General features: G+C 61.2%; 9 protein-coding genes. 3 read left to right on the top strand and 6 right to left on the bottom strand.

Features of this window, described 5'->3' with window-relative positions:
• Window positions 1–47: 47 nt before the first annotated feature.
• A complete protein-coding gene (gene yhjD, locus ACQUTP_RS16090; RefSeq protein ID WP_004204960.1) occupies window positions 48–1,079 on the top strand; it encodes an inner membrane protein YhjD in 1,032 nt (343 codons plus the stop codon).
• Window positions 1,080–1,350: 271 nt separating this feature from the next.
• Window positions 1,351–2,673, top strand: a complete 1,323-nt coding sequence (locus tag ACQUTP_RS16085; RefSeq protein WP_017900001.1) for an MFS transporter — start codon at window positions 1,351–1,353, stop codon at window positions 2,671–2,673.
• 37 nt (window positions 2,674–2,710) lie between these two features.
• Here ACQUTP_RS16085 and ACQUTP_RS16080 read toward each other — a convergent pair whose 3' ends face one another.
• Complete coding sequence (locus tag ACQUTP_RS16080; protein WP_285756472.1) at window positions 2,711–4,762, bottom strand: AsmA family protein; 2,052 nt, start codon at window positions 4,760–4,762, stop codon at window positions 2,711–2,713.
• A 194-nt stretch (window positions 4,763–4,956) separates the two neighbouring features.
• On the opposite strand from ACQUTP_RS16080, the gene ACQUTP_RS16075 reads away from it, so the two are divergent.
• The gene (locus ACQUTP_RS16075; RefSeq protein WP_064794983.1) at window positions 4,957–5,886 is read left to right on the top strand and encodes a sugar kinase; all 930 of its coding nucleotides are present in this window, start codon (window positions 4,957–4,959) and stop codon (window positions 5,884–5,886) included.
• A gap of 54 nt (window positions 5,887–5,940) precedes the next feature.
• Here the strand turns inward: ACQUTP_RS16075 and ACQUTP_RS16070 are convergent, their stop codons facing one another.
• From ACQUTP_RS16070 to bcsZ, 5 genes are all read right to left on the bottom strand, one after another.
• Window positions 5,941–7,452, bottom strand: a complete 1,512-nt coding sequence (locus ACQUTP_RS16070) for a M16 family metallopeptidase (protein WP_004204964.1) — start codon at window positions 7,450–7,452, stop codon at window positions 5,941–5,943.
• Between the two features lie 219 nt (window positions 7,453–7,671).
• Entirely contained in the window at window positions 7,672–8,958 is a 1,287-nt protein-coding gene (locus tag ACQUTP_RS16065) for a dicarboxylate/amino acid:cation symporter (protein WP_004204966.1), read from the bottom strand.
• Window positions 8,959–9,114: 156 nt separating this feature from the next.
• Complete coding sequence (gene hmsP / locus ACQUTP_RS16060) at window positions 9,115–11,121, bottom strand: biofilm formation regulator HmsP (protein WP_017900004.1); 2,007 nt, start codon at window positions 11,119–11,121, stop codon at window positions 9,115–9,117.
• A gap of 243 nt (window positions 11,122–11,364) precedes the next feature.
• Entirely contained in the window at window positions 11,365–14,844 is a 3,480-nt protein-coding gene (gene bcsC / locus ACQUTP_RS16055) for a cellulose synthase complex outer membrane protein BcsC (RefSeq protein WP_211773976.1), read from the bottom strand.
• On the bottom strand, window positions 14,826–15,935 hold the full coding sequence (gene bcsZ / locus ACQUTP_RS16050; protein ID WP_017900006.1) for a cellulose synthase complex periplasmic endoglucanase BcsZ: 1,110 nt from the start codon (window positions 15,933–15,935) through the stop codon (window positions 14,826–14,828). The genes bcsC and bcsZ overlap by 19 nt, the downstream gene beginning before the upstream one ends.

Raw genomic sequence — 15,935 nt, 5'->3', positions numbered from 1 at the left:
GGTATACTTTTTGCTGAATCTCGCGGTAAAAAAGGAAGAAATTACGTATGACGCCGGAAAACGACGATCGACGCCCACCACAGGAACCGGACACGCAGCCGGAGAAAAGCAAAAGCCCCCTCGACGCCCTCAATGACACGGCCGTCGGCCAAAAAGCCAGCCAGGCGCTGAAGACCGTCACCGGAACGGCGGCTAAAGTGCAGCGCAACCCGGTGATCGCCCACCTGCTACGCGCCGCAGAGCGCTTCAACGACCGGCTGGGAAATCAGTTCGGCGCGGCCATCACCTATTTCTCGTTCCTGTCGATGATCCCGATCCTGATGGTCTCATTTGCCGCCGCCGGCTTCGTTCTGGCCTGGCATCCGACCCTGCTGCAGGACATTTTCGACAAAATTCTGCAAAACGTCAGCGACCCGACGCTGGCGGCGACGCTGAAAAACACCATCAACACCGCGGTGCAGCAGCGCACCGCCGTCGGTGTGGTCGGCCTGCTGGTGGCGCTCTATTCCGGTATTAACTGGATGGGCAACCTGCGCGAAGCGATCCGCGCTCAGTCACGCGACGTCTGGGAGCGCCGGCCGCAGGACGAGGAGAAAATCTGGATAAAATACTTCCGCGATCTTATCTCGCTGATCGGTCTGCTGGTGGCGCTGATTATTACGCTGTCGATCACCTCTGTCGCCGGTTCCGCCCAGCAGTTGATTATCTCCGCGCTGTATCTGGACAATATTGAATGGCTGAAACCCGCCTGGCGGCTGATCGGTCTCGCCATCTCTATTTTTGCCAACTATCTGCTCTTTTTCTGGATCTTCTGGCGGCTGCCGCGCCATCGTCCGCGGCGCAAGGCCCTGTTTCGCGGCACGCTTATCGCGGCGATTGGCTTTGAAATCATCAAAATCGTCATGACCTGGACGCTGCCGGCGCTGGTGAAATCCCCCTCCGGGGCGGCGTTCGGATCGGTGCTCGGGCTGATGGCCTTTTTCTATTTCTTTGCCCGCCTGACGCTGTTCTGCGCCGCGTGGATCGCCACCGCGGAGTATAAAGACGACCGACGGATGCCGGGCAAAACCCACCGCTGACGTATTGCGAGGATGAATAAAAGAGGCAAAATTCATCCTCGCGCTTGATTTCAGCAGATAAATCCAGCGCGTAACTTTTATTTAACGAAAAACTGGTTTTATTCTCTATCCTTTTAATTGTGTGAAGCATTTCATAGAACTATTTTTTCTGGCGTAAAAATTATCCGCTTTTTGCCGCTTTTTTGCTCATTCTCCTCGTTTGTTACAGATTGAAATGTCCCTGTGGCTGTGGCTATATGGCTTTTCGTTCGCGCAAAAATAAGAAAGATCTATGCAAGCCACAGCCACCACACTCGAAAACACGCAGGAAACCGCCCCGGTCAACTCACGCAATAAAGTCGTTGTCGCCTCGCTCATTGGCACCGCCATTGAGTTTTTCGACTTCTACATTTATGCCACTGCCGCGGTCATCGTCTTCCCGCATATCTTCTTCCCGCAGGGCGATGCCGCCGCGGCCACCCTGCAATCGCTGGCCACCTTCGCCATCGCCTTCGTCGCCCGGCCAATCGGCTCCGCGCTGTTTGGCCACTTCGGCGATCGCGTCGGCCGCAAGGTTACCCTGGTGGCTTCGCTGTTAACCATGGGGATCTCCACCGTGGTGATCGGCCTGCTGCCCGGCTATGAAAGCATTGGCATTGTCGCGCCGATGCTGCTGGCGCTGGCGCGCTTCGGTCAGGGACTTGGCCTCGGAGGGGAATGGGGCGGCGCGGCGCTGCTGGCTACGGAAAACGCCCCGGCGCGCAAGCGCGCCCTGTACGGCTCCTTCCCGCAGCTGGGCGCGCCGATCGGCTTCTTCTTCGCCAACGGCACCTTCCTGCTGCTTTCCTGGCTGTTAACCGATCAGCAGTTTATGGAGTGGGGCTGGCGTGTGCCGTTTATCTTCTCCGCGGTGCTGGTGATCATCGGTCTTTATGTTCGCGTTTCGCTGCATGAGACCCCGGTCTTCGCCAAAGTGGCGGCGGCGAAAAAACAGGTCAAAATCCCGCTGGGTACCCTGTTGACCAAACACGTTCGCGTGACGGTGCTGGGCACCTTCATCATGCTGGCAACCTATACCCTGTTCTACATCATGACCGTCTACTCGATGACCTTCAGCACCGGCGCGGCGCCGAATGGCCTGGGCCTGCCGCGTAACGAAGTGCTGTGGATGCTGATGATGGCGGTGATTGGCTTTGGCGTGATGGTGCCGATCGCCGGCCTGCTGGCGGATGCCTTTGGTCGTCGTAAGAGCATGATTATCATCACCACGATGATTATTTTGTTCGCCCTGTTCGCCTTTAAACCGCTGCTGGGCTCCGGCAATCCGCTGCTGGTCTTCGCCTTCCTGCTGCTGGGCTTAAGCCTGATGGGACTGACCTTTGGCCCGATGGGCGCGCTGCTGCCGGAGCTGTTCCCGACCGAAGTGCGCTACACCGGGGCATCGTTCTCCTATAACGTGTCGTCGATCCTCGGCGCCTCGGTGGCGCCGTACATTGCCGCCTGGCTGCAGGGCAACTATGGCCTCGCGGCGGTCGGCACCTATCTGGCGGCGATGGCGGCGCTGACGCTGATCGCCCTGCTGCTGACCCACGAGACCCGCCACCAGTCGTTGTGATCCTTCGCCCTGACGCCGCTGGCGTCAGGGCGCTCTCCTACTTTTTCATCTGCGACAAAATGGTCCGGCACTGGTTGCTATCGCCCTCCGCCGGAGAAACCAGCGCCAGCAGCGCGGCAGCCGGGGTCACCAGGGTGGCCAGCGCCGCCGCTACCGCGCCGCGGACAATCAGCGGCCCGGCCTTCACCCCCGCCTGCGGCGATTTAAAGGTGCCGCGAACATACAGCGGGGAACGCAGGGTGATCACCCGGAAGCCTTTGCTTTCCGGATCGATGGTCAGGTCCAGCTGCTCGGAGGCGAAGCTGGCGGTCCCGGTCACATTGATCAGCGCGTTTTCCGTATCGAAGGCAAAAATCTGCGGCCGGGCGACGCCGTTGGTCACGTCAATATTGGCCGCCGCGCAGTTCACCCGAACCTCCTCATCGCCAAAAATCTGGCCGATCAGGTAGTTGCCGACGTTAAGGCCGAGAATTTCCATCAGGTTGCGACTGATCAGGCCGTCGTTCATCAGCAGCTTCAGGTTGCCGTTGCTGTTGCCGAGCAGGGCCGCCACCGAGTTGCCGCTGCCGCGCAGCTGAACGTCGCCATTCATCTCGCCGAGGGTTTTCTGCATCATCTCGACGTTCGGCATCAGCGCCTTCAGCTTCAGGCGCCGCGCCTGCAGATTAGCCTCACCCTGCAGCGGCTTTTTATCGCCCTGCAGGTGCACGCTGCCGGCAATCGACCCGTTGGCCAGGCCAAAACGCACCGGCTGCAGGCGCAGGTCGCCATCCTCCAGGATCACGTGGGTCGCCAGATCGCTGATCGGCAGCGTGCCGCCGTGCTCAATTCTCCGGCCCTTAAAGCGCACATCGGCATCCATCACCTGCCATTTATCGGTTTCAAAGCGGTCCGCTGGCAACACTTTACCCGCCGGCTGCGGTCGGTCGCCCGCCTGGCGCGCAGCGCTTTTCTTCGTCCCTTTGCCGGAGTCGACGCCGATTAACGGCCCGAGATCCGCCAGCCGCAGCTGCTTCGACTCCATGTCGCCGCTGAGCTTCGGTCGCGGTTTGCCAGTGGTATAGGTCAGGGAGCCATGAATGTCGCTATCGCCGATCCGGCCGTTAAAATCCTGATAGTCAAAGCGCATGCGGTTTTTCTGCTTAAAGTCGGCGCGCAGGTGGCCGTCGGTGGAGAACGACGGCGTCTCCGGCAGCAGCACGCCGGTCAGGTCGTAGAGGTCGCGCAGCGAATCGCCGGCGAATTTCAGCCGCAGGTCAATGCCACCGACGTTGAGCGGGTCGCTGACCGTACCGCTAAACGCCACCCGCGTATTGCCGGAGCGGAAGTCGCCCTGCAGCGGGAAAGGCGTGCTTGCGCTGCGCAGGGCCAGCATACCGCCGATTTTACCGTTGCCGCTAACCGGCTGGCCCTTGTAGCGGCCCTTCAGCGACAGGCCAAAGACGTAGTCGCCTGGTTTCGCCGCGCTCTGCCGATCCTTCGTGCCGGTGACTTCGCTGAACGGTAGCGGTTTGCCTAGGGGATCGACGAGGATGGTAATATCGCTGCGGGTGATCTTGTCATCGATAGCGATAGTCCCGCGGTCGAAAAGAATATTATCAAGGCGGAAAGACCAGCTGACGGGGGCGCTGTCCCCCGCGGCACGCCGATCGCCAGCCAGCTGAAAGGTCCAGTTATTGTTGTCTTCCGCCAGGCGGATCAGCCGCACGTCGGGCCGTTCCAGCTTGATCCACGGCAGATACACCGTTTTGCTCAGCAGCGCCAGCGGGGCGAGGGTCGCCTCCACCCGCGGCAGGTGGATCATGGTCACCTGGGGAATGGCCGGCGGATTGCCCAGCACGATATCCTCCGCGTGCACATGGGGCCACGGGATCCAGCTGCGCCAGCCGCGCTCCTCCGGCTGACGCTCCCAGACCACGCCGAGATCGCCGCGGATGGCGAACGGGCGGTTCAGCTCGGCAGACACTTTCTGATTGATCGTCGGCTTCAGCCGGTTCCAGTCAAAGGTGGCCAGCACGATAAAGAAGAGAACGATCAGCAACAGTATCGTTCCTGTGATGATTACCAACGTTTTACGGGTTCTGCTCATCCCTACTCCGCTCCTTTTGCATCACGTCAGTCCTGAATATAGTCAAAAAGCGGCGTTTCTCCTGGAAATGCGCTTTTCGTCACATTACGCGCGTCAGGTCAAAAAAATAATGGAACGATGTTTTAATATGATTGACCAGCAAAACAGCGCAGCGCACACTAGCGCTTATATCGATTCCATTGCAGGTTCTGGCTATGTCTAAAAAAATTGCCGTCATTGGCGAATGCATGATTGAGCTGTCAGAGAAGAACGGGGCCGTTAACCGCGGCTTTGGCGGCGATACCTTAAACACTTCGGTCTATATCGCGCGGCAGACAGATGCCAGCGCGCTGAGCGTCCACTACGTCACCGCGCTGGGAACCGATGCGTTCAGCCAGCAGATGCTCGACAGCTGGCAGCAGGAAAACGTCAACATCGATCTTATCCAGCGGATGGCCGACCGCCTGCCGGGGCTGTATTACATTGAAACCGATGACGCCGGCGAGCGCACCTTCTACTACTGGCGCAACGAGGCGGCGGCAAAATTCTGGCTGGAGAGCGATCGCGCAGCGGCGATTTGCGAAGAGCTGGCCACTTTCGACTATCTCTATCTGAGCGGTATCAGCCTCGCCATTCTCAGCCCGGTCAGTCGTGCAACGTTGTTCACGCTGCTGCGTGAGTGCCGCGCCAACGGCGGCAAGGTGATCTTCGACAACAACTATCGCCCGCGCCTGTGGGTCAGCCAGGCGGAGACGCAGCAGGTTTATCAGGAGATGCTCGCCTGCACCGATATCGCGTTTCTGACCCTCGACGATGAAGACGCGCTGTGGGGGGAAAAACCGGTCGCCGAGGTGATCGCCCGCACCCACGCCGCCGGCGTGGAAGAGGTGGTGGTGAAGCGCGGAGCGGATGCCTGCCTGGTCTCGGTTAGCGGGCAACCGCTGCGGGAAGTGCCGGCCGTCAAGCTGGCCAAAGAGAAGGTGGTGGATACCACCGCCGCCGGCGACTCCTTCAGCGCCGGCTATCTGGCCGTTCGCCTGACCGGCGGCGATGCTGAATCCGCCGCCAGACGCGGACATCTGACCGCCAGCACGGTGATCCAGTATCGCGGGGCGATCATCCCGCGGGAAGCGATGCCGCAATAATCCTCACCTGTAAGCGCTCTCCGGCCGCCGCTGGCGCGCCGGAGAGGCGTCAGGTTACTGCCCCGACGGGATGTCGCTGGCCTCGCTGTGGGCGTCAACCGTATCGGCGCTGCCGCTGGTCGCTGCGGCCGCCGGACTCGCCGGACTCGGCGCCATCAGTTTTTCCCACGTGGCCTGCAGCTCCTTCATGTTGTATTCCGGTTCGCCTTTCGGCTGCTGTAACACCAGCGCCATATCCTGAGAGAGTTGCTGACGCAGGTACTGGTTCAGCATGTCCACCGTCAGGGAGTTGAGGAACTCCTGACGCAGCTTCTGGTACTGCTCCGGCGCGATATCCACCACCTGATTTTGCAGGGAGCGCATGCGCTGGCTCATCAGAATGTCGGTATCGGTGCGCGCATAGGTGGCAAACAGCTTCTGCAGCTCGAGGCTTTTCTGGGCGATAAGCGCGTCAAACTCCTCCTGCGGCAGGCCGTTGTCGCGCACTTTCGCCAATTCGCGCGAAACCACGCTCAGATTGTTATTCAGGCGCTCGCCCGGCGATTCGATATTGATGGCGCACTGCGCGCGCTGATAGAGCACCCGGCAGTCGAAACCAAGCCCAATATCCTTGACGTTATTTTTGCTCAGGCTCTGCTGCACGTGCCAGAACAGCGCTTCGCGGGCGAGGTCGTCGCGCCAGTAGCGCTGCAGCGCTGCGGAATCGCGGATCGGCTGCCAGGGGGCGTCCCACATGATGGACAGTTTGTCCTGGCGCACGGCGCTGGTCATGATGCTGACCGGCACGGTGGGCAGCGGCGATAAGGTCGGCACCGCCGCCGGCGTTTCCCGCTTCCCCTTCAGATCGCCAAAGGTCTTGCTGATTTGCTCAGCGACGCTGCGGCTGTCGACGTTACCCACCACGATCAGCGTCATGGCGTCAGGGGTGTACCATTTTTGATAAAAGTCTTTCAGCTGCGCCACGTCGATCGGCTGCTTCAGCGGCGCGGCGGGATCGTGGCCCAGCATGGTGGAGCCCTTCAGGCGATAGCGCCACCAGCCCTCTTTGGTATCCAGCGGCCAGGTCGCCACCATGTCGCTGCCCTGCAGCGCGTGATTGATCGATTCAGGCGTAATGGTCAGTTTACCGCTGGCGTCCGCCAGCCAGCTCAGCGCCTCTTTCAGCAGATCGTTGCGGTTATTCGGCAGGCTGAGATTAAACATCGTGTAATCGTAGGAGACGATGGCCGGCGGCAGAGGACGCTTCGGGTCAATACTCTGCTGCCACAGCGAGCGCGCCTGCATCGTCGGCAGGCTGCCGCTTTGCGTCAACGCCAGACGGGGAATAAAACGGCTGAAACCGCTCTGCTGAGTGCTTTCGCTCAGCGAGCCAATATTCACGGACAGACGGACTTCGATACGGTCGCTGGGACGCTGCGGCGTGGCCAGCACCTGCCACGACAACCCATTCGCTAAGGTCCCTTGTTGCCAGGCCGGATCAGGCTGGAGCGCTTCTGCCTGCACATAACCGGCCGCCGCTACCATCAGCAAACCGCCCGTTAAGAGTTTAATTGTTGTGCCCTGCATGTGAACCCCTGATGAACATTCCTGGTTACAACAGCATCCCACTGACGGGCTGCCGAAAAAAGTGAGAGTGAAATACGTCGGTTAGACCACACGGAGACGAAAATGTCGCATGACAACGTAAAATAATCATTTCGTGTCATTCCCGCCGGGCGGAAATGACCTCTAATTATGCGCAGGAGCCCGTACTCCAGCAAGGGAGTACGGGCCTAAGAGGAGGATTTAAGAGGATAATTCGTGCGTTTTGTTCGCGGGAACACGGTTATTCAGCACATCATCCATCTGTTTGGCATCGAGTTCTTTCACCCATTTTGCCACCACCACCGTGGCGACGCCGTTACCGACCAGGTTAGTCAAAGCGCGGGCTTCGGACATAAAGCGGTCGATACCGAGGATCAGCGCCAGGCCAGCGACCGGTAAATGCCCAACCGCCGAGATGGTCGCCGCCAGCACGATGAAGCCGCTGCCGGTCACTCCCGCCGCCCCTTTCGAGGAGAGCAGCAGCACCACCAGCAGGGTGATTTGATGGAAAATATCCATATGGCTGTTGGTCGCCTGGGCGATAAACACCGCCGCCATCGTCAGATAGATAGAGGTGCCGTCGAGGTTAAACGAATAGCCGGTCGGGATCACCAGGCCCACCACCGACTTACGACAGCCGAGCTTCTCCATCTTGTCGAGCATGCGCGGCAGCGCCGATTCGGATGAGGAGGTCCCCAGCACGATCAGCAGCTCTTCACGGATATAGCGGATAAATTTAAAGATGCTGAAGCCGGTGGCCCGGGCGATGCTCCCCAGCACCAGCACCACGAACAGGATACAGGTGATATAGAAGCAGATGATCAGCTGCCCCAGCTGCACCAGGGTGCCGACGCCATATTTACCGATGGTGAAGGCCATGGCCCCGAAGGCGCCGATCGGCGCCAGGCGCATGATCATATTGATGATGCCGAAGATGACCTGCGAGAAACTTTCAATGACGTTGAAAATCAGCTGGCCCTTGCTGCCCAGACGATGCAGGGCAAAGCCAAACAGAACGGCGAACAGCAGAACCTGCAGGATGTTGCCGCTGGCGAAGGCGCCAATGACGCTGCCCGGGATCACATCCAGTAAAAAGGCCACCACCCCCTGGTCTTTCGCCTGCTCAGCGTACACCGCCACCGCTTTCGCATCGAGCGTCGACGGGTCGACGTTCATCCCGGCCCCCGGCTGCACCACGTTGACGATAATCAGACCGATAATCAGCGCGATGGTGCTGACCACTTCGAAATAGAGTAGCGCTACCGCCCCGGTACGGCCAACGGCTTTCATGCTCTCCATCCCGGCGATCCCCGTCACGACGGTACAGAAGATAACCGGAGCAATCACCATTTTAATCAGCTTAACGAAGGCGTCGCCGAAGGGTTTCATTTGCGCGCCCAGTTCCGGGTAAAAATGGCCCAGCAGAATACCGATCGCTATGGCCGTCAGAACCTGGACATAGAGGCTTTTAAAGATAGAGGTTTTCATAGGGTGTCCTTTGGGAATAACCACAGAGCAAGAAGGGATATTTGACGTCTGTGGCTTAAAAATAACACCCTGGAAACATTTCAGAAATAACTAACGCCGAAAGTGCAACGCAATTGTTAAAATCTTTGAGCTGACTCGCACAAGTCAACAAAACATTTACAAATTTGCATCCTCCCGGACCGGGGAGAGATAGCGCGCGCTGAACGCCTCCTGCGGTAAAGCGCAACCGAACAGATGGCCCTGGAGCACCTCGACGCCGGCGGCTTGCAACCAGCGGTACTGGGCCTCGTTCTCCACCCCTTCCGCCACGATACGTAGCGACAGGCCGCGCGCGAGCTGGATCATCGCCGGCACCATGCTGACATCCTCCGGCAGCATATCGATGAATACCTTATCGATTTTCAGGATATCCACCGGCAGGGCCTTCATCTGCTGCAGCTGGTGCAACCCGGCGTAACCCATGCCAAAATCATCCAGCGCAATACGTACCCCGGCCTCGCGCAGAGGCCGCAACCGCGCCATCACGTCCTGCGGATCGTCCATCCGGCAGCTCTCCGTCACCTCGAGGATTAAAGTACCCGGCGCGATGCGGTAGCGGGCGATCAGCTTCAGCATCTCCTCGCCGCGATCGTGCTCCAGCAGCTGAAGCAGCGAAACATTGACCGACAGCGGCAGCATAATCCCCTGGCTTTGCCAGGCAGCCAGCTGGCGGCAGGCCTCTTCCATCACCCAGTAGCCGACCGGGATAATCAGCCCGCAGGACTCAATGCGTTCAATCAGCGCCGGCGGTAGCGACCAGCTGCCATCCGCCTGCCGCTGACGCAGCAGCACCTCGGCGCCGCAGATCTCGCCGCTGGCGCAGGCCACCTGCGGTTGCAGCCAGATAGCGAACTGCTGGTTGTCGAGGGCGGTCATAATATCGTGCTCTTCCATCAGCCGACGCTGGGCCTTTTCCATCTGCTCGGGATCGAAGAACTCAATCTGGTTTTTACCTTTGCGTCTCGCGGTGACGGCGGCCGACACCGCGCGCCGGTAAAACTGTTCGGCGCTGAGGCCGGGGTGGAACATGGCGATCCCGACGCTGGCGTAGGGTCGCAGCTGCAGACCATGCAGCGGCAAACGTTCATTAATAATAGTGAGCACTTGCTTACTTAACGTCACCGCCTGCCAGGATTCGGCGAGGCCATCGGCGAGAATGGCGAAGTCATAGCCGCTCACCTGAGCCAGCACCATCTGCGGCGGGATCGCGGCGCGCAGCTTCTCCACCAGCGTCAGGAGCAGCATTTCGCGCTGGCTCTCCTTGAGCACGCCGGCGGCGTCCTGCAGGGTTTCACAGGCGACGACGATCAGCGCGGCGCTCTGCGGGCGGGCCACCGTCTGCTCCAGCATCGCCAGCAAAAAGGCTTTATTCGGCAGCTCGGAGACCGGGAAGCGGGTCGACTGGATGGACAGCTCATCATGCTGGCGCACCAGGCTCTGCTGGTTGCGGTTATAGCTGCGCACCAGCATGCCGATCTCGTCGTCATGGTGCAGGCGCGGGAGGGTCAGCTGATGCCCAAGACGCTCCTGCTGGGAGAGATCGTTCAGCTCGCGGGCGATACGCCGCAGAGGGCGAACCATCAGCCGGTTGATGCACCAGGTGAGCGCCACCGTCAACATCAGCACCAGAAGTAAGTAAGCAGTCACTAACGTGGCAAGGGCGCTCATGACGAATTTATACATGCGATAGGAATCGGCCTGCAGCACCAGATAGGCCAGCGGCTGCGGGTTGGCCGGCCGCTCCAGCGAATAAATGGGCAGCGAAATCTGCACCGGCAGCTCAAATAGCCGGGTGATGGTCACCGGCACCGACCGCTCGGGGATAAACCGCATCCGTAACGCCTGGAACTGGTTGGGCAAGACCACATCCGCCCGGCTGACGATGCCAGCAGGCTGGATACGGCTTAAAATAGCTTCCGCTTCCGGAATATCGGCTTTCAGAATAGCCGCCGACAGCGGTTCGCGAACGGATCGCGCGATACTTTCTAACTGCGTGGCCGTGGTAAAGCGACTCTGTTGCACAAAGTGAAACAGCAAAATAGTGCAAAAAACCAATACAAAGGCCATGGACACGCTCGCGACCATCGCCATCTGTTTGATTGTAAGTGAACGGCTGACGCGCAACGGTGTTCTCCACTGATACTGAATGCATACCCGGTATCAATCCTTCAATCCCGGTCGTTTCAGGCTGATTATATACTCAAATCCTTCGCCCACGCCCGCGAGGGATGAAGTGACGGGATATTTCCGCGCGGTGACGCAGACGCCGGAGAGACCTCCCCGGCGGCCGACGGTGGGCAACGCCTCACGAGTATACGCGAAGCGCGCCGTGGAGTGGCGCTCTGTGACGTAATTCAGCCTATTCTGCTACCAGTCGGCGTAAGGCACCAGCGGCTGGGGCGGCATATCCAGATCCCCCTGCCAGCCTGCCGCCGAGTAGCGGACGTAAAGCAGCGCATGGCTTGGGGTATAATCCTTCGCCTGCTGAATATCGACCGCGGCGCCAACGAACCAGTTGCTGGTCACCCGCCGCTCCACCAGCGCTCTGGCGGTGTAACCGAATCCCTGGCTGCTGCTGCCCTGCTCCGTCAGTTCGCTGGCGCGCTGCCGGTAGTCGGACGGGATCAGGTTCAGCAGCGGATAGCGGGCCTGCGTTTGGGTACGCGAATGGGACCATGACACCGACCCGCCGAGTTCCCAGGACCAGTTCTCCGTGCGCTGACGCCAGGTCACCGGCACGGCGAAAGAGAGGTACTCCTGCGGGCTGTAATAGCCGCCCTGGCCGAGGGTGTAGCCGCTGAGATCTTTGTCGTAGTGCCAGATCATATTGTTGAGGCCGACGGTGACGCGACGATTATTCTCGTTAATCACCTTGTAGTAGTAGCCGGTCATCCAGCGCACGCGCCAGTTATCCGCCACGTTTTTACCGGTCAGCGAGTCGGCCCCCAGCGAGGACCAGATCCCGTGCGCTTCGCCCCGGTCATAGCTGAGGCTCACACCGCCGCCGTCGGCGCGAACACCGCCCCAGGTGGTGCCGGTATGGCTGTTGCTGTCTTTCTGCCCGCCGAAGGAGAGCAGCGAGCTGGAGATGGGCCGCCGGTGGACGTTGACCGTGTACCCCACTGGCCCGACGTCGCTGCTGTAGCTCAGGCCGCCGACCACATCGACGACATTGAAGCCCATCGGCGTGGTGCCGATATCCCCGCTCCAGGTGTCGTTCTGCCAGCCGACCGCCACGCTGGCCCCGCTGTCGGTCTGATTTTTACTACCGCTGGTGCAGGCGATCTCCCCGCAGGTGCCCCAGCTGGGCGAGTAGCTCCCGTCGCTGTGGGTGGAAAAGCTGCCGGCATCCATATTGACCAGGTCGGTGCGGAAGAACATCCGGCCATCCGCTAGCGGGGCATCCACCTGCAGCATGGTGGTATGCGCCTTCAGATCGGAATAGCCGCCGGTGCCGCTGGATCCCCAGAAGTCATGTTCCAGGGTGACGTTCAGATCCTGCTGGCGATAAAGATCGGCGGCATCGCTGCGGATCCCGCGCTTCAGCCAGTCATCCCGGCTGTCGTTGCGCGTCAGCCGGGTAAAGGTATCGTTATCCTGCGGCTGCGCGGGGGTGATGCCGGAGGCCACCATCGCCTCCCGGTAGTGGGTCAGCGCCTGCTGCGGCTCCCCGTTCCGGGTGGCAAAGCGGGCGGCATCGCGCAGCACCAGCGCGCTCTCCATCGAGGGCGGCTGCGCCTTCGCCTGCGGCACAATCTGGTTAAAAATCCGTTGGGCGTCAGCGGTATCGCCAAGGCCAGCTCGCGCCAGGGCGACCCGCCGCTGCATATTCATGGATTCGGCCTCTGCGCCTTTCAGCTGCATGACCTGCGCCCGGGCGGCCGGTTTATCCCCCTCGGCCAGGTAGACTTCCGCAAGGCCGAGGCGCGCATCGCCGTTGTCGGCTTCCTGACGCAGCACCCGCTGATAGTCGGCAATCGCCGTCTGGTTGTCGCCGCGCTGCTGCGCCCAGTCGGCCAGCGTCAGGTTATAGCGTACCGAGGCCGGCTGCTGTTTGATGAGGGCGATCGCCTGCGCTTCCTCGCCGCTGTCGCGCAATTGGTTCGCCTGGCGCAGCACCCGGTCGCTTTGCAGACGCGCCTCCAGTTCACGGATGTTATCCGTCCACGCGCTGCGCGGCAGGGTGGCGATTTGCGCCAGCGCCAGATCGTCCTGGTCGTTCCCCGACAGGTACAGCCCCGAGGCGTATATCCGTTCAGCATCCTGCGGCCGGCGGTTGACCATCGCCCGCATCAGCGCATCGGCTTGCTGGCGTTCGCCGGCGCTGACCAGATCCCGCGCCAGACGATAGGTGATCCACACGCTGTCCGGATCGAGCGCCAGGCGCCGACGCTGGACTTCCGCCGCCTGCGCCCAGTTGCCCTGGCTCTCCAGGGCCTGCGCCTGTTTCTCCAGCCGGTCGTTGGTCAGGCTGCGCTCGATATCATCAATACTGCGCCGCTGGGCAGCAGGAAGGCCGGCGATCCAGGCGCTGGCTTTCTCGGGCGATTCGGCGCGATAGAGGTTGGCCAGGCCGCGCACCGCCAGGTTATTGCCGCGATCCAGGCGCAACGCCTGCTGATAATAGCGCTCCGCCGCCGCCGACTCTTTGCGCGCCGCCGCGACGTCGCCCAGCCCCAGCACGGCATAGCTGTCGGTCCGATCGACCCGCTGCGCCTGGGCATAATAATTCTGCGCCTGCGCAAGCTGACCGGCCTTCAGGGCGTTATCCCCCTGCTTGATCAGCAGCCAGTAGCGGTTGGTTTGCAGCAGGCTGTCCCATTTGCCGCGATTCGGGCTGTCGGGATCCATGGCGATCGCTTTATTGAGCTGGGCCACCGCCCGCGCGCGGTCGCCGCGCTGGGAATAGGCCTGGCCGAGGGCGCCCACCGCATCGCTGTCGCGGCTGTCGGCCTGAACGGCTTTCTGCAGATCCGCCACCGCCTGCGAGGTATTTCCGGATTTGACCGCCGCCAGCCCTTCCGAGCGGGCGCGGAACGTCGGATCCTGCAGCTGCGCCTGCTGCTGGTCGAGCAGGACGCGGGCGTTCGCCGCCACCGAGCCGGTAGGAAACTGCAGCAGGAATTGCTGCAACGCCTGCACGCTGGCCTTGCTCACCGGCATGCTTTTCACCTCGCTGTACCACATATCGGCGGCGATACCGCGTCCTGAGGCCGAGCGGGCCATTTCCGCCAGATAGGCGAACCCTTCCTGCGGTTTGTTATCGGCAAACATCTGCTTCGCCAGCGCCGTGAGCAGGCTGACGTTGCCCGGCGCGCTGGCGTTCAGTTTTTTCAGCTGGCTGACGCCTTCGCTATGACGGGCCGGCAGGCGCGCCACCAGCGTCCAGTATTCAATAGCGGCATCAACATCATCCGGCACGCCGCCGAACAGCTTTTCGTAGGCGGCGATGGCTTCATCGACCTTCCCGGCCACGCCCAGCAGTCGCGCCTGCTGCAGCGCCTGACGACCCTCGCCGGTGTTGCTTTTCATCTCATTGCGCGACGCCTTCAGCTCCGGGGAGTCCGGCGCCAGCTTCGTCAGTCGCTCCAGCTCTTTTTGCGCCCCGGCGGCATCCCCCTGGCGCAGCAGATAGCGCATCCGCGCGGCAATCAGGTCCGGGTTGTTGGGGTCAATCAGCTCCAGACGGTACAGCGACTGGCGCACCAGGTCTTCACGATTGCTGGCCTCGCCGAGGCGCACCTGCTCCAGCAGATGTTCCTGGGCGGGCGTCGTCGTCGCCTGCGCTAACGGCAGCAGCGCAACGCCGAGGGACAGCGTGAGTAAACTTAGTGAGAGCTTGCGCATTCCTGGTTCCAGTCAGGTTGTAATTCGCCACCCGCAGTGAAACGAAAACGGTGTTGATCCCAACCCTGGCCAAACAGCGTCAGGACCGCGCTGTAGTAGGCATCCGCGCCGGGATAGTTATCGGCGACGCGCTGCCGTTGCACCGACCGGGCCTCGTCGTTCTGTAAAAACGGCAGCATCACCGCGGAAAAGCCCACCGGCCCCTGGCCGCTGGTTTTGCCGGTGGCGATATTCACTTTCTCCGGCGGTACCCCCTGCTCCGCGGTCTGCGCCGCCATCGGCGCAAAGCGGGCCAGCAGACGCGCTTTCTGCTTATCGCCGTCATGAAGCATGCCCACCCACAGGTAGACGCGAATCGCGTCATAGCTGCCGATCGGCGGCTTCTCCGTTTTCAGCTGCCAGCCTTTCCCTTTCTCATAGCGCACCCAGTCCGGGGTAAAGCCTTTCGGTGCGGTCTCCAGCAGCAGACGCAGGTTAGTATCGCGCAGGGCAGGCCACGGCGCGCCAAAACGCACAAAATAGGTGGCCAGCTGCGGTGGAAGATAGCTGGGGTTAAACCGCCAGCCGCTGTCATCGGCAAAACCGACTTTTCCCGGCAGCAGCATCGTGCCAAGGCCCGGCACCGCCACCGTCTCTTCATCGACAATCCGCGCCAGCAGCGCTTTCCCGGTCTCGGTGTACTGCGGCTGCTGCCACAGGCGCCCCGCCTCCAGCAGCGCCCAGGCTATCCACAGATCTGAGTCGGATGCCGAATTGCTGTCCAGCAGCGTCCACTGCTCGTCGTCCTTTTTCCCCCACAGCCAGCCCGGCAGATGCTGCCGCAGGTCGCCCTCCGCCAGGTTGTTCTGTGTCCAGGTCAGCAGCTTGTCGAACCCCGCGCGATCGTTGGCCGCCAGGGCAAAGAACAGGCCATAGCTCTGTCCTTCGGAAGTGGAAATTTTGCGCGCATCGCTGGGGTCGATCACCCGCCCCTCGGGGCTGACGTAGGCTTGCTTAAACTGCTCCCAGGCGGGCCACTGGCAGGCGGCGCTCGCCTGGCCCGCCGCCAGCACCAGCGCGGAGAGCACCGCGCCGCAAAGTACTTTCATCAT

It is taken from the genome of Klebsiella sp. 2-CIP_Kleb., assembly GCF_050378715.1.
GTDB classification, from domain to species: domain Bacteria; phylum Pseudomonadota; class Gammaproteobacteria; order Enterobacterales; family Enterobacteriaceae; genus Klebsiella; species Klebsiella quasipneumoniae.
Note: the sequence above shows the minus strand (reverse complement) of the source record. Positions and strands in the feature narration are given on the sequence as shown.

Coding starts and splice junctions, on each gene's coding strand:
- yhjD (WP_004204960.1), top strand. CDS start 48: ATGACGCCGGAAAACGACGATCGACGCCCACCACAGGAACCGGACACG.
- ACQUTP_RS16085 (WP_017900001.1), top strand. CDS start 1,351: ATGCAAGCCACAGCCACCACACTCGAAAACACGCAGGAAACCGCCCCG.
- ACQUTP_RS16080 (WP_285756472.1), bottom strand. CDS start 4,762: ATGAGCAGAACCCGTAAAACGTTGGTAATCATCACAGGAACGATACTG.
- ACQUTP_RS16075 (WP_064794983.1), top strand. CDS start 4,957: ATGTCTAAAAAAATTGCCGTCATTGGCGAATGCATGATTGAGCTGTCA.
- ACQUTP_RS16070 (WP_004204964.1), bottom strand. CDS start 7,452: ATGCAGGGCACAACAATTAAACTCTTAACGGGCGGTTTGCTGATGGTA.
- ACQUTP_RS16065 (WP_004204966.1), bottom strand. CDS start 8,958: ATGAAAACCTCTATCTTTAAAAGCCTCTATGTCCAGGTTCTGACGGCC.
- bcsC (WP_211773976.1), bottom strand. CDS start 14,844: ATGCGCAAGCTCTCACTAAGTTTACTCACGCTGTCCCTCGGCGTTGCG.
- bcsZ (WP_017900006.1), bottom strand. CDS start 15,935: ATGATGAAAGTACTTTGCGGCGCGGTGCTCTCCGCGCTGGTGCTGGCG.